The sequence below is a fragment of the Agromyces sp. CCNWLW213 genome (assembly GCF_037199545.1).
Classification (GTDB): Bacteria; Actinomycetota; Actinomycetes; order Actinomycetales; family Microbacteriaceae; genus Agromyces.
Map to the genome: position 1 here is coordinate 103,857 of NZ_JBBBDX010000009.1, position 25,602 is coordinate 129,458.

General features: G+C 73.5%; 21 protein-coding genes. 12 read left to right on the plus strand and 9 right to left on the minus strand.

Annotated features, from left to right (window positions below; genetic code table 11):
* Positions 1-70 precede the first annotated feature (70 nt).
* The 3 genes from WBQ80_RS15285 to WBQ80_RS15295 are packed head-to-tail and all read right to left on the minus strand — an operon-like array spanning position 71 to position 4,418.
* Positions 71-1,831 carry an amidase gene (locus WBQ80_RS15285; protein ID WP_336573393.1) on the minus strand — a complete coding sequence of 587 codons (1,761 nt, stop codon included), beginning with the start codon at positions 1,829-1,831 and terminating at the stop codon, positions 71-73.
* Positions 1,828-2,877 carry an agmatine deiminase family protein gene (locus WBQ80_RS15290; RefSeq protein ID WP_336573394.1) on the minus strand — a complete coding sequence of 350 codons (1,050 nt, stop codon included), beginning with the start codon at positions 2,875-2,877 and terminating at the stop codon, positions 1,828-1,830. The genes WBQ80_RS15285 and WBQ80_RS15290 overlap by 4 nt, the downstream gene beginning before the upstream one ends.
* Positions 2,874-4,418 carry a purine-cytosine permease family protein gene (locus tag WBQ80_RS15295; RefSeq protein ID WP_336573395.1) on the minus strand — a complete coding sequence of 515 codons (1,545 nt, stop codon included), beginning with the start codon at positions 4,416-4,418 and terminating at the stop codon, positions 2,874-2,876. The genes WBQ80_RS15290 and WBQ80_RS15295 overlap by 4 nt, the downstream gene beginning before the upstream one ends.
* Before the next feature lie 76 nt (positions 4,419-4,494).
* Here WBQ80_RS15295 and WBQ80_RS15300 point away from each other — a divergent pair, with 76 nt between their 5' ends.
* Positions 4,495-5,124, plus strand: coding sequence for a TetR/AcrR family transcriptional regulator (locus WBQ80_RS15300; RefSeq protein ID WP_336573396.1), 630 nt, complete (start codon positions 4,495-4,497; stop codon positions 5,122-5,124).
* 20 nt (positions 5,125-5,144) lie between these two features.
* On the opposite strand, the gene WBQ80_RS15305 is transcribed toward WBQ80_RS15300, so the two are convergent.
* Positions 5,145-5,537 carry an MmcQ/YjbR family DNA-binding protein gene (locus WBQ80_RS15305; RefSeq protein ID WP_336573397.1) on the minus strand — a complete coding sequence of 131 codons (393 nt, stop codon included), beginning with the start codon at positions 5,535-5,537 and terminating at the stop codon, positions 5,145-5,147.
* Positions 5,538-5,645: 108 nt separating this feature from the next.
* Between WBQ80_RS15305 and WBQ80_RS15310 the strand changes: the two genes are divergently transcribed.
* Both WBQ80_RS15310 and WBQ80_RS15315 read left to right on the plus strand, forming a co-directional pair.
* The gene (locus WBQ80_RS15310; RefSeq protein ID WP_336573398.1) at positions 5,646-9,212 is read left to right on the plus strand and encodes a TM0106 family RecB-like putative nuclease; all 3,567 of its coding nucleotides are present in this window, start codon (positions 5,646-5,648) and stop codon (positions 9,210-9,212) included.
* Between the two features lie 81 nt (positions 9,213-9,293).
* The gene (locus WBQ80_RS15315) at positions 9,294-9,572 is read left to right on the plus strand and encodes a glutaredoxin family protein (RefSeq protein ID WP_336573399.1); all 279 of its coding nucleotides are present in this window, start codon (positions 9,294-9,296) and stop codon (positions 9,570-9,572) included.
* A gap of 87 nt (positions 9,573-9,659) precedes the next feature.
* Here WBQ80_RS15315 and WBQ80_RS15320 read toward each other — a convergent pair whose 3' ends face one another.
* Positions 9,660-10,661, minus strand: coding sequence for an LLM class F420-dependent oxidoreductase (locus tag WBQ80_RS15320; RefSeq protein ID WP_336573400.1), 1,002 nt, complete (start codon positions 10,659-10,661; stop codon positions 9,660-9,662).
* Between the two features lie 116 nt (positions 10,662-10,777).
* Between WBQ80_RS15320 and WBQ80_RS15325 the strand changes: the two genes are divergently transcribed.
* Positions 10,778-11,275, plus strand: coding sequence for a hypothetical protein (locus WBQ80_RS15325; RefSeq protein WP_336573401.1), 498 nt, complete (start codon positions 10,778-10,780; stop codon positions 11,273-11,275).
* Positions 11,276-11,346: 71 nt separating this feature from the next.
* Here WBQ80_RS15325 and WBQ80_RS15330 read toward each other — a convergent pair whose 3' ends face one another.
* A complete protein-coding gene (locus WBQ80_RS15330) occupies positions 11,347-12,531 on the minus strand; it encodes a baeRF3 domain-containing protein (protein ID WP_336573402.1) in 1,185 nt (394 codons plus the stop codon).
* Positions 12,532-12,668: 137 nt separating this feature from the next.
* On the minus strand, positions 12,669-14,105 hold the full coding sequence (locus WBQ80_RS15335) for an FAD-binding oxidoreductase (protein ID WP_336573403.1): 1,437 nt from the start codon (positions 14,103-14,105) through the stop codon (positions 12,669-12,671).
* 228 nt (positions 14,106-14,333) lie between these two features.
* Here WBQ80_RS15335 and WBQ80_RS15340 point away from each other — a divergent pair, with 228 nt between their 5' ends.
* From WBQ80_RS15340 to WBQ80_RS15375, 8 genes are all read left to right on the plus strand, one after another.
* Complete coding sequence (locus WBQ80_RS15340; RefSeq protein WP_336573404.1) at positions 14,334-15,383, plus strand: LLM class flavin-dependent oxidoreductase; 1,050 nt, start codon at positions 14,334-14,336, stop codon at positions 15,381-15,383.
* A 159-nt stretch (positions 15,384-15,542) separates the two neighbouring features.
* The gene (locus WBQ80_RS15345; protein ID WP_336573405.1) at positions 15,543-16,739 is read left to right on the plus strand and encodes an ABC transporter substrate-binding protein; all 1,197 of its coding nucleotides are present in this window, start codon (positions 15,543-15,545) and stop codon (positions 16,737-16,739) included.
* 10 nt (positions 16,740-16,749) lie between these two features.
* Positions 16,750-17,619 (plus strand): branched-chain amino acid ABC transporter permease, encoded by an 870-nt coding sequence (locus WBQ80_RS15350; protein WP_336573406.1) that lies wholly within the window; start codon positions 16,750-16,752, stop codon positions 17,617-17,619.
* 1 nt (position 17,620) lies between these two features.
* Positions 17,621-19,618, plus strand: coding sequence for a branched-chain amino acid ABC transporter ATP-binding protein/permease (locus WBQ80_RS15355; protein ID WP_336573407.1), 1,998 nt, complete (start codon positions 17,621-17,623; stop codon positions 19,616-19,618).
* Complete coding sequence (locus WBQ80_RS15360; protein WP_336573408.1) at positions 19,615-20,319, plus strand: ABC transporter ATP-binding protein; 705 nt, start codon at positions 19,615-19,617, stop codon at positions 20,317-20,319. Before WBQ80_RS15355 ends, WBQ80_RS15360 begins: the two co-directional genes overlap by 4 nt.
* 68 nt (positions 20,320-20,387) lie before the next feature.
* A complete protein-coding gene (locus tag WBQ80_RS15365; protein WP_336573409.1) occupies positions 20,388-21,065 on the plus strand; it encodes a response regulator transcription factor in 678 nt (225 codons plus the stop codon).
* Positions 21,058-22,464 carry a sensor histidine kinase gene (locus tag WBQ80_RS15370; protein ID WP_336573410.1) on the plus strand — a complete coding sequence of 469 codons (1,407 nt, stop codon included), beginning with the start codon at positions 21,058-21,060 and terminating at the stop codon, positions 22,462-22,464. Before WBQ80_RS15365 ends, WBQ80_RS15370 begins: the two co-directional genes overlap by 8 nt.
* Positions 22,465-22,543: 79 nt before the next feature.
* Positions 22,544-22,942 (plus strand): hypothetical protein, encoded by a 399-nt coding sequence (locus tag WBQ80_RS15375; RefSeq protein WP_336573411.1) that lies wholly within the window; start codon positions 22,544-22,546, stop codon positions 22,940-22,942.
* A 46-nt stretch (positions 22,943-22,988) separates the two neighbouring features.
* Here the strand turns inward: WBQ80_RS15375 and WBQ80_RS15380 are convergent, their stop codons facing one another.
* Positions 22,989-24,725: an alpha-glucosidase gene (locus tag WBQ80_RS15380; protein WP_336573412.1), complete on the minus strand. Its 1,737-nt coding sequence runs from the start codon at positions 24,723-24,725 to the stop codon at positions 22,989-22,991.
* 138 nt (positions 24,726-24,863) lie between these two features.
* Complete coding sequence (locus WBQ80_RS15385; protein WP_336573413.1) at positions 24,864-25,280, minus strand: transferase; 417 nt, start codon at positions 25,278-25,280, stop codon at positions 24,864-24,866.
* Positions 25,281-25,602 lie beyond the last annotated feature (322 nt).

Genomic DNA, 25,602 nt, shown 5'->3' on the forward strand with positions numbered 1-25,602 from the left:
GGCGATCTTGGAACGTCTTCTGGCGACTCGGCGCGGGCGGGGTTGCGCAGGGAGGGGCGCGCGGGCGCGATCAGGCGAGGGGCGGGGTGCGCGGCGGGGCGACCCGGCGCGGCGCGAGCGCCTCGAACGCGGCGGCGAGGCGCAGCAGGGCCGTGTCGTCGTAGGCGCGCCCGGCGAACGTCAGGCCCACCGGCATCCGGATGTCGCGCATGAGCCCCATGGGCACGGTCACGGTCGGGATGCCGAGGTGCCGCGGCACGAGGTTGCCGTTCGCGACCCACACGCCGTTGCGCCAGCCGAGGTCGGCGGAGGCGGGGTCCACGTCCATGTCGGCCGGGCCGACGTCGGCGACGGCCGGGAACGCGACGGCGTCGAGCCCGAGCCCGTCCATCCACTCCTCGAGGTCGATGCGCCGGGTCTGCTCCAGGCCGCGCAGCCCGTCGGGCAGCTCGGGCATGTCCGCCCACGTGGCGTCCGGATGCGTGCGCACCCAGTCGGGGTACTCGGCGATGTCGTCGTCGAAGCCCGTGTACCGGTCGGGCAGCGCGCCCTCGGGGTGCGGGAAGATCCGCGCGCCGTCGACGTCGGCGAGCGTCGACAGGGCCGGGTCGCCGTTGGCCCGCAGGAAGTCCTCCCAGCCCCACGCCGAGAGGTCGACGATCTCGCGCTTCAGGTACTCCGGCGAGACGAGCCCGCGCGTCGCGATGGTCGGGGCGCCCGGGCGGTCGCCCTCGTAGTTCGACACGGCGGGGAAGTCGACGAGCACGACCTCGGCGCCGGCCGCCTCGAGTTCGCGGCGGGCGGCCTCCCAGAGCGCGATGACCGACTCGCGCGTCTCGATGCGCTGTCCGGTCGGTCCGCCGATGCCGACGGCGCGGCCGGGCTCGGCGGTGCCCGCCTCCGGGTCGGCGTTCACGTACATGCGGGGCACGCCGATGCGCTTCCCCTCGAGCACGTCGCCGGCGCCCGCGGCATCCGTCACCTGCAGGCCGGGGTACGAGTCAGGTCGAACCGCGGATGCCGCGGGCAGCTCGACCCACGGCTGCGCACGCCAGAAGTCGCCGCGGGTCTCGGGGTCGTCGGCGACGATCACGTCGAGCACCTCGAGCAGGTCGGCCATGGTCCGGGTGTGCGGCACGACCACGTCCATGGTCGGCACGAGCGGCCAGTTGCCGCGCACCGAGATCACGCCGCGCGACGGCGTGTAGGCGCACAGCGCGTTGTTCGACGCAGGCGCGCGGCCCGACGACCAGGTCTCCTCGCCGAGGCCGAACGCCGCGAACGACGCGGCCGTCGCCGTGCCCGACCCGTTCGACGAGCCGGACCCGAACGCGGCCGCGAGGTACTCGGCGTTGTACGGGCTCTCGGCGCGCCCGTACACGCCGCGCTGCATGCCGCCGTTGGCCATGGGCGGCATGTTGGTGAGGCCGAGGCAGATCGCACCGGCCGCGCGCAGCCGCTCGATCGTGAACGCGTCGCGCTGCGCGACGAGGTGCTCGAACGCGGGGCTCCCGGCCGCCGCGGTGAGCCCGCGCACGAGGTACGAGTCCTTCGCCGTGTACGGGATGCCGTCGAGGGGGCCGAGGGTCTCGCCGCGCGCGCGCCGCTCGTCGGACGCGCGCGCCTCGGCGAGCGCCTCGGGGTTGCGGACGACCACCGCGTTGAGCGCGGTCCCGGTGCCGGGTGCGTCGTACGCGTCGATGCGGGCGAGGTAGGCCTCGACCAGCTCGACCGCCGTCGTGCGGCCGGCCTCGAGGGCCGCGCGCAGGTCGGCGATCGACGCCTCGACGACGTCGAATCCGGCGTCGCCGCGGTCGCGCCCCGTGCTCATCGGTCGCCTCCCGCGGCCGGCAGCGCGGGCTGCTGCTGCGTGATGCAGTGGATGCCGCCGCCACGGGCGAAGATCGGGCGCGAGTCGACGGTCACGACCCGGCGCCCCGGGTAGGCGTCGGCGAGGATCGCCGCCGCCCGCGCATCGGCCTCGGGCTCCCCGAAGCCGCACGCGATCACGCCGCCGTTCACCACGAGGTGGTTCACGTAGCTCCAGTCGACGAACCCCTCGTCGTCGCGCAGCGTCGCTGGCGCGGGCAGGTCGATGATCTCGAACGTCCTGCCTGCGGCATCCGTCTGCCCCTCGAGCAGTTCGCGCAGCTCGCGCGTCACCACGAAGTCGGGGTGCGCCGAGTCGGCCTGGTGGTGCAGCAGCAGGCGGCCGGGCGACGGGATGGTCGCGACGATGTCGACGTGCCCGTTGGTGCCGAAGTCGTCGTAGTCGCGCGTGAGTCCCCGCGGCAGCCAGATCGCCTTCGTCGTGCCGATCGTGCGGGCGAGTTCGGCCTCGACGCGCGCGCGGTCGGCGTATGGGTTGCGGCGCGGGTCGAGCTGCACGGTGTCGGTGAGCAGCACCGTGCCCTCGCCGTCGACGTGGATGCCGCCGCCTTCGTTGACGAGCACCGAGCTCACGAGCTCGGCGCCGACGTGGGCCGCGGCGAACCGGGCGATCTCGGCCGAGACCTGCCACTCCGCCCACTCGGGCGCGCCCCAGCCGTTGAAGATCCAGTCGACGGCGCCGAGCACGCCGGGCCGCTCGTCGTCGAGCACGAACGTCGGACCGAAGTCGCGCATCCAGAACTCGTCGAGCGGGGCCTCGAGGACGTCGACCTCCGACGACAGCATGCGGCGGGCGCGATCGAGCTCGGTGGGGTCGACGACCATCGTGACGGGCTCGAACTCGGCGACGGCGTGGGCGACCGCGGTCCACGCCGCGTACCCCTCCTCGCGTTCCGCCGCGGCCTCGCCGAGGGTGATCCCCTCGCGGGGGAACGCCATCCACGTGCGCTCGTGCGGGGCGGTCTCGGCGGGCATGCGCCAGGTCATGCGGGCACCTCCCGGGTGGTGGGGGCGGATGCCGCGGCATCCGCCTCGATCTTCGCAGCGTGGTGGGCGGATGCCGCGCGCGGCCGTCGCGCCGGGTCGCGGTACGGGTCGGTGGCCAGCCACAGCAGCGCGTAGAGCCCGCCCCCGATGACAGGGCCGACGACGGCGGAGAGATCGGCGCCGCCGAGCGCCTCGGAGATCGGTCCGACGTGGAGCGTGGTGTTCGCCGACATCACCGCGACGACGACCGCGACGACCATCGCGGCGACGCCGGCCGGGAACACGCCGCCGCGGTACCAGAACGGGCTCGCCGGCGTGGTGTCGTCGAGCGCGCGGCCGTCGTACCGGTTGCGGCGGAGCACGATGTCGACGGCGTAGATCGCGACGAGCGGGCCGAACACGGTGACCGACAGCTCGAGCGACGCGCTCAGCGCGTCGAGGAAGCTCGGGGTGAGGAACAGGACCCACCCTGCGGCGCCGGTCGCGAGCACGCCGGTGACGATCGTCACGGCGGCGCGCGAGATGCGCGCGCCGAGCGCCTGCGCGTAGAACCCGGTGGAGTAGGCGACGAGCACGTTGTTCGTGATGCTCGAGAGCACGATCATGCCGAGGAAGACCGGCGTGAACCACGTCGGCACGATCTCGCCGATCGTGAGCTGCGGGTCGGTCATGTCGATCGCCGTGCCGGCGACGACGCCGAGCGCGCCGATGAGCACAGCCGGCAGGAACCCGCCGAGCGCGGTGTACCAGGCGACCTTCCGCTTGGAGACGTCGGCGGGCAGGTATCGCGCGTAGTCGGCGCCGGTGCCCCACGAGAGCGGGCTCGACGCGACGATCGCGAAGCCGAGCATGATGAGCGCCCAGTGCTCGGCGACGGGCAGCGGCGCGACCTCGTACGACCAGTCCGCGGCGCCGAGGACGAAGGTCGCGAGCACGACGAACACCACGGCGAGCGCGGCGGAGAACCACGGCGCGAGGGCGAGGATCGTCGCGTGGCCGTAGACGCCGATGACGAAGCTCAGGATGCCGACCACGAGGAGCACGCCCCACTCGCCGCCGGGCGGCAGGCCGATGCCGAAGTGCGCGACCAGGGCGATCGCGGCGAGCGTCGCGAACGCGACGTTGATGACCTCGTAGAACAGGCCGATCAGCACGCCCAGTCCGGCGCCGAAGACGCGGTTGCCGCGCACGCCGAACATCGCGCGCATGATCGTGACGCTCGGTGCGCCGGCGGCGGGGCCGCTCACGGCGAGCCAGCCCACGAGCGCCCACCACAGGTTGCCGACGACGGTGATGGCGAGCGCCTCCCACAGCGACAGGCCGAGCAGCATCAGCACGCCGCCGACCACGAAGTACAGGTAGCCGACGTTGGCCGAGAGCCACACCCAGAAGAGGCTCGAGGGCCGGCCGTGCCGCTCGCCCTCGGGGATGTGCTCGATGCCGTGCGTCTCGACGTGGCCGGCGCGGTCCGCGGCCGGCGCCGCGACGGGCGTGGCCGTGCCCGGGACCGGGCCCGGGCCCGGGAAGTCAGTGGGGGTCATCCTGCGAACCTCATCGTCCGTTCGTTTATTGATCATCTGATCAATAGTGCAGGAGGCTACATAGACTGGCGGCACGATGTCAACACCGATCAGAGCGCGAGCATCCCGCAAGAGCCCCGTCGAGCGATCCGCCGAGATCGCGGATGCCGCGCGCCGGGTCGCGCTCGAGCAGGGGCTCGCGGCCGTCACGCTGCGCTCGATCGCCGCGCGCGCCGGCGTGACCCCCGCCCTCGTCGCGCACTACCAGCCCAACATGGACGCGCTCGTCGCGAGCACGTTCGGCGCGATCGTGGCCGGCGAGATCGACGAGGTCGCCGATCTCCTCGCCGCCCTGCCGGGACCGCGCGAGCGCCTGGGCGCGCTGCTCGACACGCTCCTCGACGGGTCGCGCGACGACGTCACGGTCGTGTGGGTCGAGGCGTGGGCGCTCGGCCGGCGCAACGAGGCGCTCGCGGCATCCGTCCGCATGCAGATGGACGCGTGGCAGGCGGTCGTGCAGGGCGTGATCGAGCAGGGCGTCGACGACGCCGGGTTCGAGACGGATGACGCGGCCGCGACGTCGTGGCAGCTCCTCGGCATGGTCGACGGGCTCAACGCGCAGGCGCTCGTCCGGTGGGGCGACGCGGGCGACCGGGGCTCGCTCATCCACCGCGCGGTCGAGGGCATGCTCGGCCTGCCGAGGGGCGCACTGGCCGTCGGGCGCTGAGGCGCGCGGTCCGCTCGCCGTCAGTCGCCGTGGTGCGAGTACCACTCGTCGGCGAGCCGCTTCGGCGCGACCGCGAGGAAGGCCTCCGCCGCGAGCTCCTCGAGCCGGCGACGGGAAACGCGGTCCAGTCGCACGAGCACCGCCGGGAACCCGTCGAAGTGCGGCGTCGTGAAGAAGACCATCGGGTCCTCCTCGACGAGCGCGGACTTGACCGCCTCGTCCTCGACGCGCACGCCGAGCACCGGTCCCTCCTGCTCGACGATGCCGAGGAACGCGAGGTCGGCCTTCCGCAGCGGGCGCTCCCACACGAAGCCCCGGCCGTGCACGCGCCAGTGCGCGGCGCCCCAGCTCACGTGCTCGCTCGTGTCGGGGAAGGAGAGCGCGAGCTCGCGGACCTCGTCCCAGCCGACCATGCACCCCACGCTACGCCCGGCGTCCCGCCGGCGACAACGGCCGTCGCGGTGCTCCGATGTCGGATGCCGCGGCTAGCGTGGGTCGGGACGACGACGGAGGAGGCCCGGATGTACCTGGTTGGCGGCACCGTCGTCACGAGCGCGAGCGACCTCAAGAAGGCGTCGGACTGCGAGTTCGCCTTCCTGCGCGAACTCGACGTCAAGCTCGGCCGCGACACCCTGTTCGAGCCGGCGACCGATGCCATGCTCGAGCGCGCCGGCCGACTCGGCGACGCGCACGAGGAGCGCGTGCTGCAGCGCTATCGCGACGAGTTCGGGTCCGGCGTCGTCGAGATCGCCCGGCCCGACCTGCGCGACCCCGACCAGCTCGCCGCGGCGATCGAGGCGACCCGCGAGGCGTTCGCCTCCGGGGCGCCCGTGGTCTTCCAGGCGACCTTCGTCGACGACGGGTTCGTGGGCTTCGCCGACTTCATCGTGCGGCAGGCCGACGGGCGCTACCTCGTCCAAGACAGCAAGCTCGCGCGGCGTGCCCGCGTGACCGCGCTCCTGCAGCTCGCCGCGTACGCGACGCAGCTCGACCGGCTCGGCATCCCGCGCGCCGACACCGTCGAGCTCCTGCTCGGCGACGGCACCACCAGCTCCCACCGGCTCGACGACATCGAGCCGGTGTACCTCCTGCGGCGCGACCGGCTCCGGCGCATCGTCGACGAGCGGCTCGCCGACGACGGCCCCGTCGCGTGGGGCGATCCGCGGTACGCGTTCGACGGGCGCTGCCCCACCTGCGACCTCGAGGTGCACGCGCACCGGGATTTGCTGCTCGTGGCGGGGCTCCGCAGCACCCAGCGCGCGCACTTCGTCGAGGCGGGCATCCGCACGATCGACGAGCTCGCCGCCTCGACCGGTCCGGTCGAGGGCGTGCTCGACGCGACGCTCCAGGGTCTGCGCGTGCAGGCGCGGCTCCAGCTCGCCGCCGAGGCGGCCGAGCTCGAGGCTGCGGCAGCCGGCACCCGATCGGCCGACGACCCTCCGCTTCCGCCGCCCGTCGAGGTGCGCGAGCCGGGCGCCCTCGCGGCGATCCCCGAGCCCGATCCCGGCGACCTGTTCTTCGACTTCGAGGGCGATCCGCTCTACACCGAGGGCGCGGCGACCGAGTGGGGACTCGACTACCTGTTCGGCATGATCGACGTCGACGAGCGGTTCACGCCCATCTGGGCCCACAGCTTCGACGAGGAGCGCGAGGCGCTCCTGCAGTTCCTGGCGTTCGTGGCCGAACGGCGCCGACGCTATCCGAACCTGCACATCTACCACTACGCCAGCTACGAGCGCACGCACCTGACCTCCATCGCGGCCCGGCACGGCGTCGGCGAGGCCGAGGTCGACCAGCTGCTCGCCGACGGCGTGCTCGTCGACCTCTACCCGGTGGTCAAGCGCGCCGTCCGGGTCGGCAGCCGGTCGTACTCGATCAAGAAGCTCGAGCCGCTCTACATGGGCGACGAATTGCGCGAGGCCGACGTGAAGTCCGGCGGCGACTCCATCCTCGAGTACGTCCGCGCGCGCGAGCTCCGCGAGACCGGCGGACTCGATCCGGCGACCGGCCTGACCGGCGAGGCCGCGGCGCAGCACGTCCTCGACGACCTGGCCGAGTACAACCGCTACGACTGCGTCTCGACGCTCCGGCTGCGCGACTGGCTGCTCGGTCTCGCGCGCGAGCGCGGCGTCGCGCCCGTCCCCGCGCTGCTGCTCGCCGAGCCGACCGGCAAGCAGTACGCGGCGAGCCCGCTCGCGGTCGAACTCGAGCGACTCGCCGGGCCGGCCGACGCCCGCGTCGACGATCCCGACCGCCGGGCGCTCGCGATGGCCGCCGCGGCCATCGACTACCACGACCGCGAGATGAAGAGCTTCTGGTGGGGGCACTTCTTCCGCGTCGAGCAGCCGCTCGAGGCGTGGGAGGACCACCGCGACGTCCTCGTCGTCGACCCGGCCCAGACCGTCGTGCTCCAGGACTGGTATCGCGAGGGTCGACAGCAGCAGGACCGCCGCGAGCTCCTCCTGCGGGGCCGGGTGGCCCCGGGTTCGCGCTTCAGCCCGGGCGCCGACCTCTACCTCCTCTACGAGTGGCCCGCCCCGTTCCCCTCCGACGTGCGTCGTCCCGGATCCCGGGCATCGACGCGCGCGACCGTGCTCGAGGCGACCGCCGAGGGCGTCCGCATCTGCGAGCGCTCGGTGGCCGGCGAGACGTGGCGCGGACTCCCCGCCGCGCTCGTACCGGGCAACCCGCCGCCGGCGGGCCGGCAGAAGGACGCCATCGCGGAATGGGCGCGCCCCATCGTCGACCGGCACCCGCTCTGGCCGAAGGACCCGGCGGTCGACCTGCTCCGGCGCATCGCGCCGCGCACGCGCTCCGGATCGCTCGCGCCGCTGCCCGACCACGACTACGTCGGCGCGGTCGTGCGGTCGCTCGGCGACCTCGACGACTCGTACCTCGCCGTGCAGGGTCCCCCCGGCACGGGCAAGACCTACGTGGCCTCGCGGGTGATCGCCCGCCTCGTCGCGCGGCACGCCTGGAAGGTCGGGGTCGTCGCGCAGTCGCACGCGGTCGTCGAGCACCTGCTCGACGCGATCGTGGCGGCCGGGCTCGACCCGCGCCTCGTCGCGAAGGCGCCCAAGGACCGCGACGACGGCGTCGCGCGCCCGTGGACGGCGATCGAGAAGGACGGCGCAGCGACCCACCTCGCCACGAACGCGACCACCGGCTACGTGTTCGGCGGCACCGCATGGGACTTCGCCAACGAGGGGCGCGTGCCCCGCCGCGGCCTCGACCTCCTCGTCATCGACGAGGCCGGACAGTTCTCGCTCGCGTCGACGATCGCCGCATCCGTCGCCGCGCGGCGGCTGCTCCTGCTCGGCGATCCCCAGCAGCTGCCGCAGGTGAGCCAGGGCACCCACCCCGAACCGGTCGACATGTCCGCGCTGGGCTGGATCGCCGACGGCCACGACGTGCTGCCCGAGGAGTTCGGCTACTTCCTCGCGCAGAGCCGCCGCATGCACCCGGCGCTCGCCGCGCCCGTCTCGCACCTTTCCTACGAGGGCGCGCTCGAGTCGCACGAGTGCGCCGCGCTCCGATCGATCGACGGCGTCGCTCCCGGCCTCACCGTCGTCCCCGTCGCGCACGAGGGCAACACGACCGAGTCCGTGGAGGAGGCCGAAGAGGTCGCGCGAATCGCCTCCTCCCTGCTCGGCCGCGCGTACGCCGACACGACCGACGGGCCGGAGCCGGCCCGCGCGGCGCAGCGGCCGCTCACCCAGGCCGACCTCATCGTGGTCACCCCGTACAACGCCCAGCTCGCGCGGGTGCGCGAGTCGCTCGACCGGCGGGGGCTCCGCGACGTCCCGGTCGGCACCGTCGACAAGTTCCAGGGCCAGGAGGCCGCCGTCGCGATCGTGACGCTGGCGGCGTCCTCGGCCGCCGCAGCGCCGCGCGGGCTCGAGTTCCTGCTGCTCAAGAACCGGCTCAACGTCGCGATCTCGCGCGCGAAGGTGGCCGCGTACCTCGTCTACTCGCCGGGGCTCCTCGACGCCCTTCCGCGCACGCCGCAGGGGGTCGCCCAGCTGAGCGCCTTCGCCCGGCTGGTCGGTGTCGAACTGCCGACGCTCGACCGCGCACCCGTGGGGTAGCGGCATCCGAACGCCCGCCACGCGACCGCGCGGCCGCATGAGCTGAGAGAACCTCGCAGAGTACCCGCATAGGGTACTGCCATGACCTCCCCCACCGACGCGAACCCCGACCGCATCACCATGTACGGTGCCGCCTGGTGCGGCGACTGCCGCCGCTCGAAGGCGCTGCTCGACCGGCGCGGCGTCGACTACGAGTACGTCGACCTCGAGGCGGTCGTCGAGGGCGCCGCGCGCGCCAAGGCGATCTCCGGCCGCACGAACATCCCCGTGGTCGTCTTCCCCGATGGAACGCACTTCACCGAGCCGACCGACGCCCAGCTCGCGGCGAAGCTCGACGAGGCGGCGTCCGCCGCGGCCTGAGCCGCGGCATCCGGTTCATCCGCCCCCGCACGCGAACGGCGCTCCACCCCTGGGTGAAGCGCCGTTCGCGTGGGCGCGGACGCCGGCTCAGCGGAGCGCCGGCAGGACCTCGCGTTCGTACAGCTCGAGCCCGCTGCGGTCGTAGGCGAGCTCCGGGAAGTAGTGGATGGCGTAGCCGAGCCCGCGACGCCTCATGTCGAGGAGCCGCTCGACGACCTGGTCGGGCGTGCCGACCGCGATGGCCGACGGGCCCCGGTAGTCGTTCATGAAGCGCGCGGTGACCTCCGGCCCGAGGTGCGGCGCGACGCGCGCCTCGAGGCGCTCGAGGCGCCGGGCGACATCCGCCTCGGACTCGCCGATCACCGTGTTGAAGTTGGCGCTGCGCACGATGGAGTCGAAGTCGCGGCCCAGGCGGTCGGTGTGCCCGCGCAGCACCTCGCTCTTGTGGCTGAACTCCTCGGGGTTGCCGAAGAAGTTCGTGTACGAGGCGTACTTCGCGGCGATCCTCAGCGTGACCTTCTCGCCGCCGCCGGCCACCCACATCGGGATGCCTCCGGCCTGCAGCGGCTGCGGCTGCACGATGGCGCCGTCGACTCGGGTGAACTCGCCGTCGAGCGTGGCGCGGCCCGTGGTCCACGCCTGGTGCATGATCTCGACGCCCTCGCGCAGCATCCGCAGCCTCGCGGGCGCGTCGGGGAACCCGTACCCGTACGCACGCCACTCGTGCTCGTACCATCCGGCACCGATGCCCATCTCGATGCGGCCGCCCGAGATGAGGTCGGCCGTCGCGGCGACCTTCGCGAGGTACGCGGGGTTGCGGTACGACATGCACGTGCACATCTGCCCGAGCCGCACGCGAGAGGTCGACGCGGCGAACGCGGACATCAGCGACCACGCCTCGTGCGTCGCCTCGGTGTCGCTCGGAACGGGAGTCGTGTGGAAGTGGTCGTACACCCAGACGGACTCCCAGGGGGAGCCGTCGCGGTCGGCGTGCGCGGCGAGCCCGTGCATCGTCGACCAGTGCTCGGCCGGCTCGATGCCGACGAGGTCGTAGCGCCACCCCTGGGGAACGAAGAATCCGAATCGCATTCCGCAAGCCTAGGCGCCGCATGGAGGGCCCCGACGGAGGGATGCGGGAGCGCCCCCTCCGGATCTCAGCGCCACCCCTGATGCCGCGGGGAACGCTCGTCCGTAGCGTCGCCGACATGTCGCACCTCACCGATCACGCGCACGTGCACCCGGAGCAGTTGTCCGCCGTGGCGATCACGTCCGGCGGGGTCCGCGTCATCCATCTCGCGGGCGTCGCCGAATGCCCGAGCGAGCTCTGGCGCGTCGAGTTCGTGCCCGCCGGCCCCGCCATCGGCGCCAGCGCGGCACCCGAGCGGCTGCGCCTCGGCATCCGTTCCACGCCGCCGCGCCGCCGCGGCCGCGTCCGGCGCGCGCGCGTCACGTTCGAGGCCATCATCGAGGATCCGCGCACGCGCGAGATCGAGGTGCACCTGGAGTGCCAGCCCGCCGTCGTGGTCCCGGTGCTCGAGGCCGTCCCCGGATTCGGGGCGGGCGCCCGCGCGTCGCGACCCGACCCGCACCGCCGCGTCGCTCCGGCGTCCTCGCTGGTCCGGGCGGTGGCGGATGCCGTGACCCGGGCGATCGACGCGGTGCGCGCCACCGTGCCGCTCGTGCACGTGGCATCCGCCGTCTGACGCGGTCGGCCGGCACGGGCGCGGGGCCGCCCCCTCGGAGCGACCCCGCGGAATGCCGCGGAACCCCGCGCCTAGGTGAGCGCGAACCGCAGTTCGGCCACGGCGGGTCCCGACCAGTCGGTGTCGGCCAGGTCGTCGCCGCGCACCGTGACGACCTTGCCGCCGCGCGAGAGCACCATCATCGCGAGCTGGGGCAGGATGTCACCGGCGCGCGTGCCGTCGGCGAGCGCCGGTCCCCCGCCGTTCGAGGTGGCGAACTCGATGGCGCCCGATTCGAGGTCGAGCGTGCCGTTGACCGACGTGGTGAAGTCGAACCAGAGCGTCTCGACGCCGCCCTCGGCGGCCATGCGGCCGATCGCGGCCAGGTCGCGCTCGACCCGGCCCGCGCTGCCGTCGGCGAGGCCGCGCAGCGCCGCCTTCGCCTCGTGCACGTTCAGCGCGGCGAGCTGGCGCCGGAGCTCCTCGTCGATCTCGGCCGCGTTGAGGCGGTCGGGTCCGCCCTGCACGGGAACCACGCGCCGGCTGTTGTGGGCCCGGTCGAGGAAGGAGCCGAGCAGCGGTTCCGCCGCGAAGACGAAGAGCGGCACCTTGCCGTCGGGGTCGTGCGCGTTGAGCTCCTGCCAGACGGCGTCGGCCACCTGCTTGGAGTAGTTGTCCTGGATCTCGGGGCGGCGGTCCTGCTCGGGCGTGCCGCGGTCGCCGTGGCCCGCGCCCTTCTTGCGGGCGGGTTCGCCGAGGTCGCGGTTGCCCGCCTCCTCGAGGTTCTTGGGCAGGTTCGGGTCGAGCGGCATCTCCTCGGCGCGGGAGGTCGGCAGCGCATGCCAGAGCGCCCACTCGTTCGACGAGATCGTGATCGCGAACGCCTCCTGGTCCTGGCTGGGCGCGCGGAGCAGCTGGCCGAGCGTGAAGTGCGATCCGACGTGCACGGCGTCGTCGAGGCGGTTGGGCAGGACGTACACCTCGTTGAAGCCCGGCGCCGCGAAGACGGCGAGCGAGCGCGCGAGCGAGCTCCACACGGCCTTGTCGGCGAGGACGCGGTCCCGCTCGACCTTGAGCGTCTCGATGGCAGCGGCATCCTCGCCGTCGGCGCGGAGCCGGTCGAGCGCCTCGTCGAACGCGCTCTTCACCGCCGTCGCGGCCCGTTCGCGCTCGCTCACGATCGGCGCCGTCGACGCGTAGATCGTGACCGCGGGATGGTGCTCGCCGGCCAGCGCCCGGAAGTCGCTCGCGGTGGGCAGTTCGTAGTGGACCGTCATTCGTCCTCCTCCGATTCCGGCGACGACGACGTCGCCGTCGCGTGCCCCCAGCCTAGGAACCTCCGCTCCGATCCGACAGACCCCGCGGGACATGCGAACGGACCCGGCCGCTCGGCCGGGTCCGTTCGGTGGTGCGGTCAGCGACGCACCGGGTGGTTCGATCGGATGACGCCCGTGGGGTCGATCGCCGCCTTCAGCGCACGCAGGCGCGCGAGTCGGCCGTCGTCGCCGAAGAACCGCTCGCCGGCCGCGGGGCGCTCGGTGAAGTTGAGGTACTCCTCCGCCGCGCGCCACGGCTCGATGCGGGCCAGCAGGCGCCCGAGGGATGCCACGACCGCGTCGATGGTCTCCGGCGTGGCGATGCCGACGCCGAACACGAGGTAGCGGCCGTCGAAGCCCGAGATCGCGCCGGGGGCCGGCAGGCCCTGGTCCGCGGCGAGCTCGACCGCTGCGGCCGGGGCGAAGGCTCCGCCGAGGTGGCGGATCTCGGCGGAGAGCAGCGCGGTGCCGGAGTCGGCTCCGACCGCGGCGACGAACGCGCGCACCGCCTCGGCGGGCAGGTCCTTCAGCATCATCGCGTCGCCGTGGCCGGGCGTCGGGCCGGGCGGGTCCATGTGCAGCTGCAGCAGCTCGGCGGGCGCCTGCGGGTGCACCGTGTCGATCTCGGGGCCGAGCTCGCGCAGTGGCGCGAGCAGCCGTTCGGCGACCTCGGGCGTCTCCTGGACGACCGCCTCGACCACCGCGAACGAGCGGCCGGACAGGAACGGCGGCAGCTCGGGCATGGCCGGGAGGTGCAGCACGCGACCCACCGAGGTGACGCTGTCGGGCACCGACCGGGTCCACTCGGCCCAGGCCTCGAGCACCTCGCTCGCGCGGTCGATGGGGAAGAACAGGGTTCCCGCGATCACCTGCTCGAGCTCGAACAGCCCGAACTCGAGCGCGGTGACGACGCCGAAGTCGCCGCCGCCGCCGCGGACCGCCCAGAACAGCTCGGGGTCGTGCTCGGCGTCGACGCGGCGGAACTCGCCGTCGGCGGTCACGAGCTCGACCGCCACGACGTGGTTCGCGGCGAGGCCGTGGGCGCGTCCGAGGAACGACACCCCGCCGCCGAGCGTGTAGCCGACGACGCCGACATCGTGCGACGAACCGGCGAGCGCGGCGAGCCCGTGGGGCGCGGTCGCGGCGACCACGTCGCCCCAGAGCGCGCCGGGCTCCACGCGGGCGATGCGCTGGTTCGGGCGCACCTCGACGCCGCGGAGACCGTGCGTCCGCAGCAGGATCGCGTCGGCGAGTCCGTGGCCGTCCGCGAGGGGCGCGGCGTTGTGGCCCGTCGCCTGCGGGGCCACGGCGAGGCCGAGGTCGCGTGCGGCGCGCACGGTGCGGGCGATGTCGGCGACGGATGCCGCGACCACGACGGCGGCGGGCCGCTGGTCGACGGCGAGGTTCCAGGCGGCGCGGACGGCGTCCCAGTCGGCGTCGCCGGGCAGGTGGAGCCGGCCGTCGAGGCGCTCGTCGAGCATGGCGAACGACTCGCGCAGCGAGAGCGCGGCGGTGTCGAAGGCGAGGGAGTTCACGGATGGTTCCTTTCAGGTGCGTGGGGGTCGCGGGCCGGGCCGAGGTAGGGCGCTTGCTCCGACGGCCGCCCGGGTTGCCGGGGGCGCTCACGACGGGTTCCATCCAATGACGGGCGCGGCGGCCGGGACAGAGGGTCACCCCCCGGATCGGCTCAGGGTTATCCCGCGCATCCGGGTCCTCGGCCGCAGGGCGGAATAGGCCCGCGACCGGCCCGGTTGGGGTGAGGGATGCCTCTCTCACCACGTCTCTCAGTGCTCGATCTCGTGCCCGTGCGGAGCGGCCAGTCGTCGGCCGACGCGGTCGCGGCATCCGTCGCCCTGGCCCGTGCCGCCGACCGGCTCGGCTTCACGCGCTACTGGTTCGCCGAGCACCACAACATGCCCGCGGTCGCGTCGACCGCGCCGCCCGTGCTCATCGCGGCGACCGCCGCGCGCACCGAGCGCATCCGCGTGGGCTCGGGCGGCGTGATGCTGCCCAACCACGCGCCGCTCGTCGTCGCCGAGCAGTTCGCGGCGCTCGAGGCGCTCGCGCCCGGCCGCATCGACCTCGGCATCGGGCGCGCGCCCGGCAGCGACCCGGTCATCACCCAGCTGCTGCGCATCTCGGGGCCGACGGCCGACGTGGACCGGTTCCCCGACCACGTCGCCGACATCCTGAGCCTGCTCTCGCCCGACGGCGCGACGCTGCGCCTGACGAGCGGACGCGAGTACGCCATCCAGGCGACGCCCGCGGCCACCGCGGTCCCGGAGCTGTGGCTGCTCGGCAGCTCCGACTACTCCGCGCGGCTCGCGGCCGAGCTCGGACTCCCGTACGTGTTCGCGAACCACTTCTCGGGCGAGGGGCTCGAGCGCGCGCTCGAGCTGTACCGCACGGGCTACACGCCGAGCGAGCGGCATCCGTCGCCCCGGACGATCCTGACCCTCAACGCGGTCGTCGCCGACACCGCCGCCGAGGCCGAGGAGCGGGCGCTCCCCCAACTGCGCTCCATGGCGCGCCTGCGGCTCAACCGGCCCATGCGTCCGCTCGAGACCGTCGACGAGGCGCTCGCCGCGCCGCGCGACTCGGACGCCGACGAGGTCATCGCCCGGATGCGCGCGCGATGGGTCATCGGCGACGCGGATGCCGCGGCCGCGGCCGTGCGCGCGCTCGCCGGGCGGCACGGGGTCGACGAGGTCATGATCGCACCGGTGGCCGGCTCGCGCGCCGCCGAACCGGAGGATGGCACGGCCGGACGCGAGCGCACCCTCGAGCTGCTCGCCGAGCGCCTGGCCGGGTAGGCGCGAGCACGAGGTTTCGGTTCGGTCACTGCCCTTGCGGCCGGCCGGGGGGCACCGTATCGTCGGAGGACCCAATAAGTGACCGAATGGTCGGTCATGAACTCGGCGTCCCGCCTCGGTGATGAGCGCCACCCGATCTGGACTCGAAGGAGAGTTCCCATGCGACGCACCCACAGCCGCCTGCTCACCTCCGCCGCCGTCGCGGCCTCGCTCGCCCTCGCCTTCACCGGCTGCTCGACGTCGAACTTCGGCGGCGACGACGGCGGTGGCGGCGACGCCGCCGAGGAGGGGCCGGTCAAGATCGGCGCCGTGCTCGACATCACCGGCGTCGGCGCCAACCTCGGCGTCCCCGAGCAGGACACCCTCAACATGCTGGCCGAACAGCTCAACGAGGAGGGCGGCATCGACGGCCGCGAGGTCGAGCTCATCATCAAGGACAACCAGTCCACCGAGGACGGCGCCGCCAAGGCGACCACCCAGCTGATCGAGAACGACGACGTCGACCTCATCATCGGCGCCTCGCGCACCGGCCCCTCGCTCGCCATGCGCCCCCTCGTCGAGGCCGCGCAGCTGCCGACGATCTCGATCGCCGCGAACGCGGCCATCGTCGAGGGCTCCGAGTGGGTCTTCAAGACCGCCCAGAACGACGTCGTCGTGATCGAGCGCATCCTCGACGACGCCGAGTCGAAGGGCTACACCAAGGTGGCCCTCGCGCGCGACGCGACCGGCTTCGGCGAGGGCATCGCCGAGATCATCACCGAGCTGGGCGCCGAGCGCGGCATCGAGCTCACCGCGACCGAGTCGTTCGAGCCGAGCGCGACCGACTTCACGGCCCAGATGACGAACCTGCGCTCGGCCGACGCCGACGCCGTCATCATCTGGGGCATCACGCCGTCGGCCGGCCTCGCGCAGGCCGCGTACGTGCAGATCGGCGTCGGCAAGCCGGTGTACCAGTCGCACGGCGTCGCGAACGCCGCGTTCTTCGAGGCCGCCGGCGACGCCGCCGAGGGCGTCATCGCGCCGATGGGCCGCCTGCTCGTGGCCGACCAGCTCCAGGAGGACGACCCGCAGAAGGAGGTCATCGACCAGTTCATCGCCGACTACACCGAGGCCTACGACACCGCGCCGTCGAGCTTCGCCGGCCACGCGTACGACGCGTGGCAGATCGCCGTCGCCGCGATCCAGGAGGCGGGCACCGATCCCGGGGAGCTGCGCGACGCGATCGAGGCGACGAGCGACTTCGTCGGCATCTCGGGCGTGTTCACGATGACCCCGGAGAACCACTCCGGCCTCGAGGCCGACGCGCTCATCCTCGCGATCGCCGAGGGCGGCCGCTGGAACCTCTACGAAGAGTGAGCGACGTCCGTTGACCGACTTCCTCCAGCTGACGGCGGCAGGGTTGTCGCAGGGTTCCGTGTACGCCCTGCTCGCCGTCGGCCTGATCGCCACCTACACGGTGCGGCACGTCGTGAACATCGCCCAGGGCGACTACGCGATGCTCGCCGGCCTGGGGAGCATCTCGCTCGTCAGCGCCGGCGTGCCGCTGCCCGTCGCCATCCTCATCGCCCTGGTGACGGTCACGCTCGCATCGGTGCTCATCGAGCGCCTCGTGATCGCGCGCGTCAAGGACCTCACGACCCTCGTCTCGATCATCCTCACCCTCGGCGTCTCGACGCTGCTGCAGGCGATCATGCTGCTCGTCTGGGGCGCGGAAGCGCGGCGACTGCCGGCCTTCCCGGGCGAGGACCTGCTCATCGGCGGCGTCAGCATCCGGTCGCAGGAGCTCTGGATGCTCGGCACCCTCGTGGTGGTCGGCGGCGGGATCCTGCTCTTCTACGAGAAGACCCGGTGGGGCAAGGCGCTCCGCGCCTCGGCCGAGCAGCCGGTGGCGGCCCGCATCGTCGGCATCTCGCCGGCCGCGGCATCCGTCATCGCGTTCGCCATCGCGGGCTTCGCGGGCGCGGCAGCCGGCGTCGTGTCCTCGCCCATCTACCTCTCGATCTGGTCGGGCGGGCTGCTGCTCGGGCTCAAGGGGTTCGTCGCCGCGGTCCTCGGCGGGCTCGTGTCCTTCCGCGCCGCGATCGTCGGGGCGCTGCTGCTCGGCATGCTCGAGTCGTACGTCGCCGGGTACGTGGCATCCGGCTGGAAGGACGCGGTGGCGTTCTTCATCCTCATCATCGTGCTCATCATCCGACCGGCCGGCCTCGTGCTGCGCCCGAACGCGGTAAGGGTCTGACGTGACGCTCCTCGAGAAGACACCGGGGGCCGTCCGGTCGAAGACCGGATTCTGGCCGAACAACCGCTCCACCATCATCGGCGTGGCGATCCTCGCCGTGATCGTGATCATCGTGCCGTTCACGGCGACCTCGTCGATGATGAACATCGCCGTCTTCTCGATGATCTTCGCGCTGCCGGCGATCGGCCTGTCGCTGCTCATGGGGCTCGCGGGCCAGGTCTCGCTCGGCCAGGCGGCGTTCTTCGCGATCGGCGCCTACACGCACGCGATCCTGCTGCAGAAGTTCGAGGTGCCCGGCATCCTCGCCGCGGTGTGCGGCGTGCTCGCGGCCATGCTCGCGGCCCTGCTCGTCGGGCTGCCGATGCTCCGGCTGCGCGGCCACTACCTCGCGCTCGCGACCCTCGGCCTCGGCTTCATCGTCATGATCGCCGTGCGCGAGTGGGAGTTCACCGGCCGCACGACGGGCATCTACGGGTTCGGACGGCCCGAGGTCTTCGGCATCCCGATCGACAACAACGGGCTCTTCTTCTGGTTCGTCGCGCCGTTCGTGATCGTCGGCCTGGTCCTCGCGCTCAACCTGACGCGTTCGCGCGCCGGCCGCGCGCTCTCGGCGGTCAACGACTCCGAGCTCGCAGCCGAGTCGCTCGGCGTCAACACGTACGCGCTGCGCGTGAAGGTCTTCACGCTCTCGGCGGGCTTCGCCGGCCTCGGCGGCGTGTTCTACGCCTACCAGGTGCAGATCGTCTCGCCGCAGGTCGCGGAGTTCCACGTCTCGGTCGAGCTGCTGCTGATGGTCGTCATCGGCGGGCTCGGCTCGGTCTGGGGCGCGATCGCGGGCGCCTTCATCGTCGAGCTCCTCTCGGAGGGCCTGCGCGACCTCATCCCGGCCATCATCCCGGGCGCCACCGGCGAGGTGCAGCTCATCGGCTACGGCATCGTGCTCATCCTCGTCATCCTGCTCCTGCCGGGCGGGCTCTACCAGGCGGTGCGCACGGTCTGGGCCGCCATCCGTCGACGCTCGGCCTCGCGGCGGGTCGCCGCCGCGGCGAAGGTCCCGGACGGCACCGCCGACGCGGGCACGGGCGACGCGCCGACGCGCGCGTTCGGCGGCGTCCCGGGCGAACCGGCCGGACCGCCCGCGGTCGCCGACGACGAGCCGATCCCGAGCGTGCCGGCCATCTCGACGCCGCTCGCGGCCGGCGAGACCATCCTCGAGGTGCGCGGACTCACCAAGCGCTACGGCGGGGTCGTCGCCGTCGACGACGTGAGCTTCACGGTGCCCGCCGGCCGCATCATGGGCCTCATCGGGCCGAACGGCGCCGGAAAGACGACGTGCTTCAACATGATCACCGGCGCGATCCCGCCGACCTCGGGCACGGTCTCGTTCCTCGGCGAGGAGGTGCAGGGCCGCAAGCCGCACGTCGGCGCGGTCCGGGGCCTCACCCGCACCTTCCAGAACCTGCAGGTGTTCACGTCGACCGACGTGGTCGGCAACGTCTACATGGGCCGGTACCGCAAGGGCCGGGCCGGCATCATCCGCGGCATGCTCGGGCTCCAGGGGCGCGAGCAGTACCGCAACGAGGAGATCGCGCACGACATCCTCGACGCGATGCGACTCGGCGACGTCGCCGGCCTCGCCGCGGGCGACCTGCCCTTCGGGCGCCAGCGCATGATGGAGGTCTGCCGCGCGCTCGCGTCGGAGCCCGCGCTGCTGCTGCTCGACGAGCCCATGGCGGGCCTCTCGGGCCGGGAGCGCGACATGCTCGCGAACCTGCTCCGCGCGCTCCGCGACGCGGGGCTCACGATCGTGCTCGTCGAGCACGACGTCGCGCAGGTCCTCTCGCTCGCCGACTCCGTCGCGGTGCTCGACGACGGCGTGCTCATCGCGCACGGCGACCCGGAGTCGGTGCGCAACGATCCCGCGGTCATCGTCGCGTACCTCGGCACCGACGCCGAGGAGGCCAAGCACGAACTCGAGGAACTGGAGGAGCACGCATGACCCTGGTCGTCGATTCGCTCGATGCCGGCTACGGCAAGCTCGCGATCCTCCACGGCGTCAGCCTCGAGGTGTCGGCCGGCGAGATCGTCACGGTCGTCGGCTCGAACGGCGCCGGCAAGACCACGCTGCTGCGGGCGCTCAACGGCATCATCCGGCCCACCGCGGGCCGGGTCGCGCTCGAGGGCACCGACATCACCGGCCGGCCCACCGAGCGGATGGCCGCCCTGGGGCTCACGCACGTGCCCGAGAACCGCCTCTGCTTCCCGACGCTCACGGTGCGCGACAACCTCATGCTGGGCGCCTGGAGCCGCGGCGGCAAGGGCGACCTCGACGCGGTGCTCGAGCTGTTCCCGCGGCTGCAGCCGCGACTCGGGCAGGCCGCGGGCACCCTCTCCGGCGGCGAGCAGCAGATGGTCGCGATCGGCCGCGGACTGATGGCCTCGCCGAAGGCCATCCTGCTCGACGAGCCGTCGATCGGGCTCGCGCCGAAGGTCGTCGCCGAGATCATGAAGGTGCTGACGCAGCTGCGCGAGCGCGGACTCGCCGTCCTGCTGGTCGAGCAGAACGTGCGCGCATCGTTCGGCATCGCCGATCGCGCCGTCGTCATGCAGCGGGGCCGGGTGGTGCTCGAGGGCACGCCCGGCGAGCTCGTCGAGCTCCCCGAGGTGCGCAACGCCTACCTGGGGGGCGCCGCGGCGTAGCGCACCGGGCGCGCTTCAGCCCCGCTTCAGCGGCATCCGACAGGATGGGCCCAGCGGAGGGAGGGCGGATGCGGCTGCTGGTGGTCGAGGACGAGGCGCGCCTCGCCGAGGGCCTGCGGCGGGGGCTCGAGGCCGAGGGATTCGCCGTCGACGTCGCCGCGAACGGCACCGACGGCCTGTGGCTCGCTCGCGAGAACCGGTACGCGGCGATCCTGCTCGACATCATGCTCCCCGGCCTCAACGGCTACCTCGTGTGCCGCGCGCTCCGCGAGGCCGACGACTGGACGCCGGTGCTCATGCTCACCGCGAAGGACGGCGAGTGGGACCAGGTCGAGGCCCTCGACACCGGCGCCGACGACTACCTCACCAAGCCGTTCTCGTTCGCCGTCCTCGTGGCGCGCGTCCGGGCGCTCATCCGGCGCGGGGCGTCGGCGCGCCCCGCGGTGCTCGCCGCAGGCGACCTGCGGCTCGATCCGGCGACGCGCGAGGTGCGGCGCGCGGACGCCGCGGTCGAGCTCACCGCGCGCGAGTTCGCCGTGCTCGAGTTCCTCATGCGCCGGGCGGGCGAGGTGGTCTCCAAGCGCGAGATCCTCGAGGGCGTGTGGGACTTCGACTTCGACGGCGATCCCAACATCGTCGAGGTGTACATCCGCCACCTGCGCAACAAGGTCGACCGGCCGTTCGACCGCGAGGGCATCCAGACGCTGCGCGGCGCCGGGTACCGGCTGGCGGTCGACGGTGGCTGAGGGCACGGGCAGGGCGGATGCCGCGGCGCGCCGGCGCCTGGGCATCCGCGGCCGGATCACGCTCGTCGCGGCATCCGTCGTCGCGGTCGCGCTCGTGCTCGGCGCGGTCGGGTTCTGGGTCGTCCTGCGCTCGTCGCTCCTCGACGGCCTCCGCGCCGCGGCGGAGCGGGATGCCGAGACGGTCGCCGCCCGGATCGAGGCCGCCGGCCCGGACGCGCTCGACGACCTCGACGAGTTCGACGACGACGGCGTGATCCTCGTGTTCGACGCGGCCGGCGCGATGGTTCGGACGAGCGACGACGAGGTGGAGCCGGTCGGACCGGGTGAGCTCGCCGACGCGGGCTCGGTCCGCGTCGGCGGCGAGCGCATGCCCGTCGCCGTCGAGGAGGCCGGCGCCTTCACCGTGGTCGCGGGGCGCAGCACCGAGTCGGTGGACGAGACCGGCGAGACGGTCGCGCGGTTGCTCGCGACCTCGGTGCCGCTGCTCGTCGCGCTCGTCGCGGTCACGACCTGGCTCGTCGTCGGGCGGGCACTGGCCCCCGTCGAGCGGATGCGGCGCCAGGTCGACGCGGTCACCGCCGCGAACCTCTCCGAGCGGCTCGACGAACCGCCCGCCGACGACGAGATCGCACGCCTCGCCCGGACGCTCAACGGGATGCTGGGACGGCTCGACGCCGCGCAGGCCACGCAGCGGCGCTTCATCTCGGACGCCTCCCACGAGCTGAAGTCGCCGCTCGCGACGCTCCGCCAGTACGCCGAGGTCGCCCGGGCGCACCCGGATCGCGTGGGCGCACCCGAGCTGGGAGACGTCGTCCTCGAGGAGGGCGGGCGACTCGAGCGGCTCGTGCAGGCCCTGCTCGTGCTCGCGCGGGCCGACGAGGGCGCGCTGCGGCCGCAGTCGGCCGACGTCGACCTCGACGACCTGCTCCTCGCCGAGGCGTCGCGCGTGCGCTCCTCCGATCTCGACGTCGACACGACCGGGGTCCGCGCCACGCGCGTGCGCGGCGACGCCGCGCTGCTCGCGCAGCTCGTGCGGAACGTGGTCGACAACGCCGCCCGGCACGCGCGGACGAGGATCGTGCTCGCCGTGTCGCGGGCGGGCGACGCCGACGACGACGGCGACCGCCACGGCGACGGCGAGGCGACCGGGACGGCGGTGCTCACGGTCGACGACGACGGCGCGGGCATCCCCGCGGGCGAGCGCGACCGCGTGTTCGACCGCTTCGTGCGGCTCGACGACGCCCGAGCCCGCGACACCGGCGGGAGCGGCCTCGGGCTGTCGATCGTGCGCGAGATCGCGCGAGCGCACAGCGGGGACGCGCGCGTCGAGGCCGCCCCGGCGGGCGGCGCGCGCCTGCGCGTCGAGCTGCCGGCCGCGGCATCCGCCCCCCGTTCCTGAACCCGCGTTCAGGACCCTTCAGGCTGGCTTCAGCGCTCGCGCGAGAGCCTGTGGACGAACGATCGACACGGGAGGCACCATGAAGAAGCGCACCATCTGGATCACGACCGCCGCGGCGGCCGGCGTGCTCGCCCTCGGCGGCACCGCCGTCGCGTACGCCGCGACCGACGGATTCGAGACCGAGGACGACCGCGCGGGCACGTCGCAGGAGCAGGAGTCGGACGCGGCCGAGCAGCTCACCGGCGCCGACCTCGAGAAGGCGACCGACGCGGCCCTCGAGGAGACCGGCGGCGGCGAGGTCACCGACGCCGAGCGCGAGGACGACGGCGCGACCGCGGACGGCGCCGCGACGGCGTACGAGCTCGACGTGCGGCTCGACTCGGGCGAGTACGTCGAGGTCTCGCTCGACGAGGACTTCGGCGTGGTCGCCGTGGAGGAGGACGACGCGGACGACGCCGACGAGCCCGACGACGACTGATCCGACGCTCGGATCCCGAGGCGCCCCGGGCCACCCGCCCGGGGCGTCAGGCGTCCGCGGCGTAGACGCGCGCCTCCCACGGCGCGAGCGACGCGTCGGCCGGCGCGGGCGAGTCGGGGATCGTGTTCGTCAGGACGGGCACGTCACCGGGTTCGCCCGGCCCCGTTCCCCACCGCGCGAGGAGGTCGGGCGCGAACGCGGGGTCGTGCTCCGCCGACGACAGGTTCACGACCACGAGCAGCCGCTCGGCCCCGAGCACGCGCTCGTAGGCGAGGATCGCGGGGTGACCGGCATCCGCTCGCACGAACGACCCGTGCGCGACGACCGCACGCTCGTGCCGCAGCGCGATGAGCTGGCGGTGGTACTCGAACACCGAGCCCGGGTCGCCGGCCTGGGCCGCCGCATTGATGCGATCGTGGTTGGGGTTCACCGCGAGCCACGGCGTCCCCGACGTGAAGCCCGCGTTCGGCGTGGCATCCCACTGCATGGGGGTGCGGGCGTGGTCTCGGCTCATGAGGCTGAGGCCGGAGAGGGCCTCGGCCACGGCCGTGCCGCTCGCGACCTCCTCGGCGTACGCGTTGAGCGACTCCACGTCCCGGTAGTCGTCGATCACCGAGAACGGCGCGTTCGTCATCCCGAGCTCCTGGCCCTGGTAGACGTAGGGCGTGCCGCGCATGAGGTGCAGCATGGTCGCGAGCGCCGTCGCCGACGCGTACCAGTGCTCGTCGGCGTCGCCGAACCGGCTGACCGACCGGGCCTGGTCGTGGTTCTCGAGGTAGAGGCTGTTCCAGCCGACGTCGTGCAGGCCCTCCTGCCACTTCACGAGGGACGCCGCGAGCTCGCCCGGCTCGAGCGGCCGCGGCCGGAACTTGCTGATGCCGTGGTCGAGGCCCACGTGCTCGAACTGGAACACCATGTCGACCTCGCGGCGCGCCGGGTCGGTGAACAGGATCGCCTCGTCGAGCGTGACACCGGGCGTCTCTCCGACGGTGATGAGCCCCTCGCGGCCGTCGAACACCTCGCGGTGCATCTCCTGCAGGAACTCGTGCAGGCGCGGGCCGTTCGTGTACGACGCACCGCCGTCGCCGTACCGCCGGCCGTCGCGCACGGGCCCGTCGGGCAGTGACGGATGCTTCGAGATGAGGTTGATGACGTCCATCCGGAAGCCGTCGACGCCGCGGTCGAGCCACCACCGCATCATGTCGTAGACCGCCTCGCGCACCTCGGGGTTCTCCCAGTCGAGGTCGGGCTGCTTCACGTCGAACAGGTGCAGGTAGTACTCGCCCGTCGCCTCGTCCCACTCCCAGGTGGACCCGGAGAAGAACGACTCCCAGTTCGTCGGCTCGGCGCCGGGCTCGCCGCCGTGGGTGCCCGGGCGGGGCGGGCGCCACCAGTACCAGTCGCGCTTGGGGTTCTCGCGGCTCGAGCGCGACTCGACGAACCACGGGTGCTCGTCGGAGGTGTGGTTCACGACGAGGTCCATGACGAGTCGGATGCCGCGCGCGTGCATCGCACCGAGCAGCTCGTCGAAGTCGGCCAGGGTGCCGAACGCCGGGTCGATGTCGCGGTAGTCGCTGATGTCGTACCCGTTGTCGGCGTGCGGCGACCGGTACACGGGCGAGAGCCACACCACGTCGACGCCGAGGCGCTCGAGGTGGTCGAGCCGCTGCAGGATCCCGCGGAGGTCGCCCACGCCGTCGCCGTCGGAGTCCTGGAAGCTGCGCGGGTACACCTGGTAGACGACGGCCGACTTCCACCAGTCGGGTGCGATCTCGTTCCCCATGCCCCGATCCTCGCAGCCCGGCGCCGGTACGTCAGCCCCGGGCTCGGGAACGACCCGGGGCACGCGAGAGCCCCGGGCGCGAGGCCCGGGGCCGGGGTGGGTCGGATGCGGCGGCCGGGGTGTCCGGCCGCCGGGAGCTCAGGCTGCGAGGCCGAGCCGGCGCAGGTCGTCGCCCGACGCGCGGTGCTCGCCGCCCTCGGCGACGTGCGCCTCGCGCGGCACGCGCGCGCCGTTCTGCACGCGTGCGTTCGCGCCGACGGCCGCGTACGGCCCGACGACCGCGAAGCGGCCGACGACGGCGCCGCGTCCGACGTGCGCGTTGACGCCGACGGTCGCCTTCTCGGCGACGATCGCGTCCTGCTCGATCCAGGCGCCGTGCGAGATGACGGCTCCGCGCTGCACCTGCGCGCCCGGGTCGACGTAGGCGGTCGGGTCGACGAACGCCGTCGGATCCACCTTGGCGGTCGTGGCCACGAGGCCACGGCCGTTGACGTGCTTGCGGTAGCGACGCAGGATGCCGGCTTCGTCCTCGAACTCGACGTAGCTGATGCCCACGTGTCCTCCAATCGCCGAGACCGTGTCAGGTCGGGTCGGTCCCGGATACAGGTACAACATCACCCCTGACCGGGGCATTCCCCAGCCTCGCGGGCGCACCTGAATACCCGCGGGGATATTGCTGTGGCCGCGCTGCGAGCGAGGCGATCCGGCCGGTCGGGAGGGGTTCCGGGCCGCACGACGACCGCGGGGGGGGGGGGGGGGGGGGGGGGGGGGGGGGGGGGGGGGGGGGGGGGGGGGGGGAAGGGGAGGGGGGGGGGGGGGGGGGGGGGGGGGGGGGGGGGGGGGGGGGGGGGGGGGGGGGGGGGGGGGGGGGGGGGGG

Excerpts from the sequence above, each read along its gene's own strand:
- WBQ80_RS15285 (WP_336573393.1), bottom strand. The coding sequence starts at position 1,831 with ATGAGCACGGGGCGCGACCGCGGCGACGCCGGATTCGACGTCGTCGAG.
- WBQ80_RS15290 (WP_336573394.1), bottom strand. The coding sequence starts at position 2,877 with ATGACCTGGCGCATGCCCGCCGAGACCGCCCCGCACGAGCGCACGTGG.
- WBQ80_RS15295 (WP_336573395.1), bottom strand. The coding sequence starts at position 4,418 with ATGACCCCCACTGACTTCCCGGGCCCGGGCCCGGTCCCGGGCACGGCC.
- WBQ80_RS15300 (WP_336573396.1), top strand. The coding sequence starts at position 4,495 with ATGTCAACACCGATCAGAGCGCGAGCATCCCGCAAGAGCCCCGTCGAG.
- WBQ80_RS15305 (WP_336573397.1), bottom strand. The coding sequence starts at position 5,537 with ATGGTCGGCTGGGACGAGGTCCGCGAGCTCGCGCTCTCCTTCCCCGAC.
- WBQ80_RS15310 (WP_336573398.1), top strand. The coding sequence starts at position 5,646 with ATGTACCTGGTTGGCGGCACCGTCGTCACGAGCGCGAGCGACCTCAAG.
- WBQ80_RS15315 (WP_336573399.1), top strand. The coding sequence starts at position 9,294 with ATGACCTCCCCCACCGACGCGAACCCCGACCGCATCACCATGTACGGT.
- WBQ80_RS15320 (WP_336573400.1), bottom strand. The coding sequence starts at position 10,661 with ATGCGATTCGGATTCTTCGTTCCCCAGGGGTGGCGCTACGACCTCGTC.
- WBQ80_RS15325 (WP_336573401.1), top strand. The coding sequence starts at position 10,778 with ATGTCGCACCTCACCGATCACGCGCACGTGCACCCGGAGCAGTTGTCC.
- WBQ80_RS15330 (WP_336573402.1), bottom strand. The coding sequence starts at position 12,531 with ATGACGGTCCACTACGAACTGCCCACCGCGAGCGACTTCCGGGCGCTG.
- WBQ80_RS15340 (WP_336573404.1), top strand. The coding sequence starts at position 14,334 with ATGCCTCTCTCACCACGTCTCTCAGTGCTCGATCTCGTGCCCGTGCGG.
- WBQ80_RS15345 (WP_336573405.1), top strand. The coding sequence starts at position 15,543 with ATGCGACGCACCCACAGCCGCCTGCTCACCTCCGCCGCCGTCGCGGCC.
- WBQ80_RS15360 (WP_336573408.1), top strand. The coding sequence starts at position 19,615 with ATGACCCTGGTCGTCGATTCGCTCGATGCCGGCTACGGCAAGCTCGCG.
- WBQ80_RS15365 (WP_336573409.1), top strand. The coding sequence starts at position 20,388 with ATGCGGCTGCTGGTGGTCGAGGACGAGGCGCGCCTCGCCGAGGGCCTG.
- WBQ80_RS15375 (WP_336573411.1), top strand. The coding sequence starts at position 22,544 with ATGAAGAAGCGCACCATCTGGATCACGACCGCCGCGGCGGCCGGCGTG.
- WBQ80_RS15380 (WP_336573412.1), bottom strand. The coding sequence starts at position 24,725 with ATGGGGAACGAGATCGCACCCGACTGGTGGAAGTCGGCCGTCGTCTAC.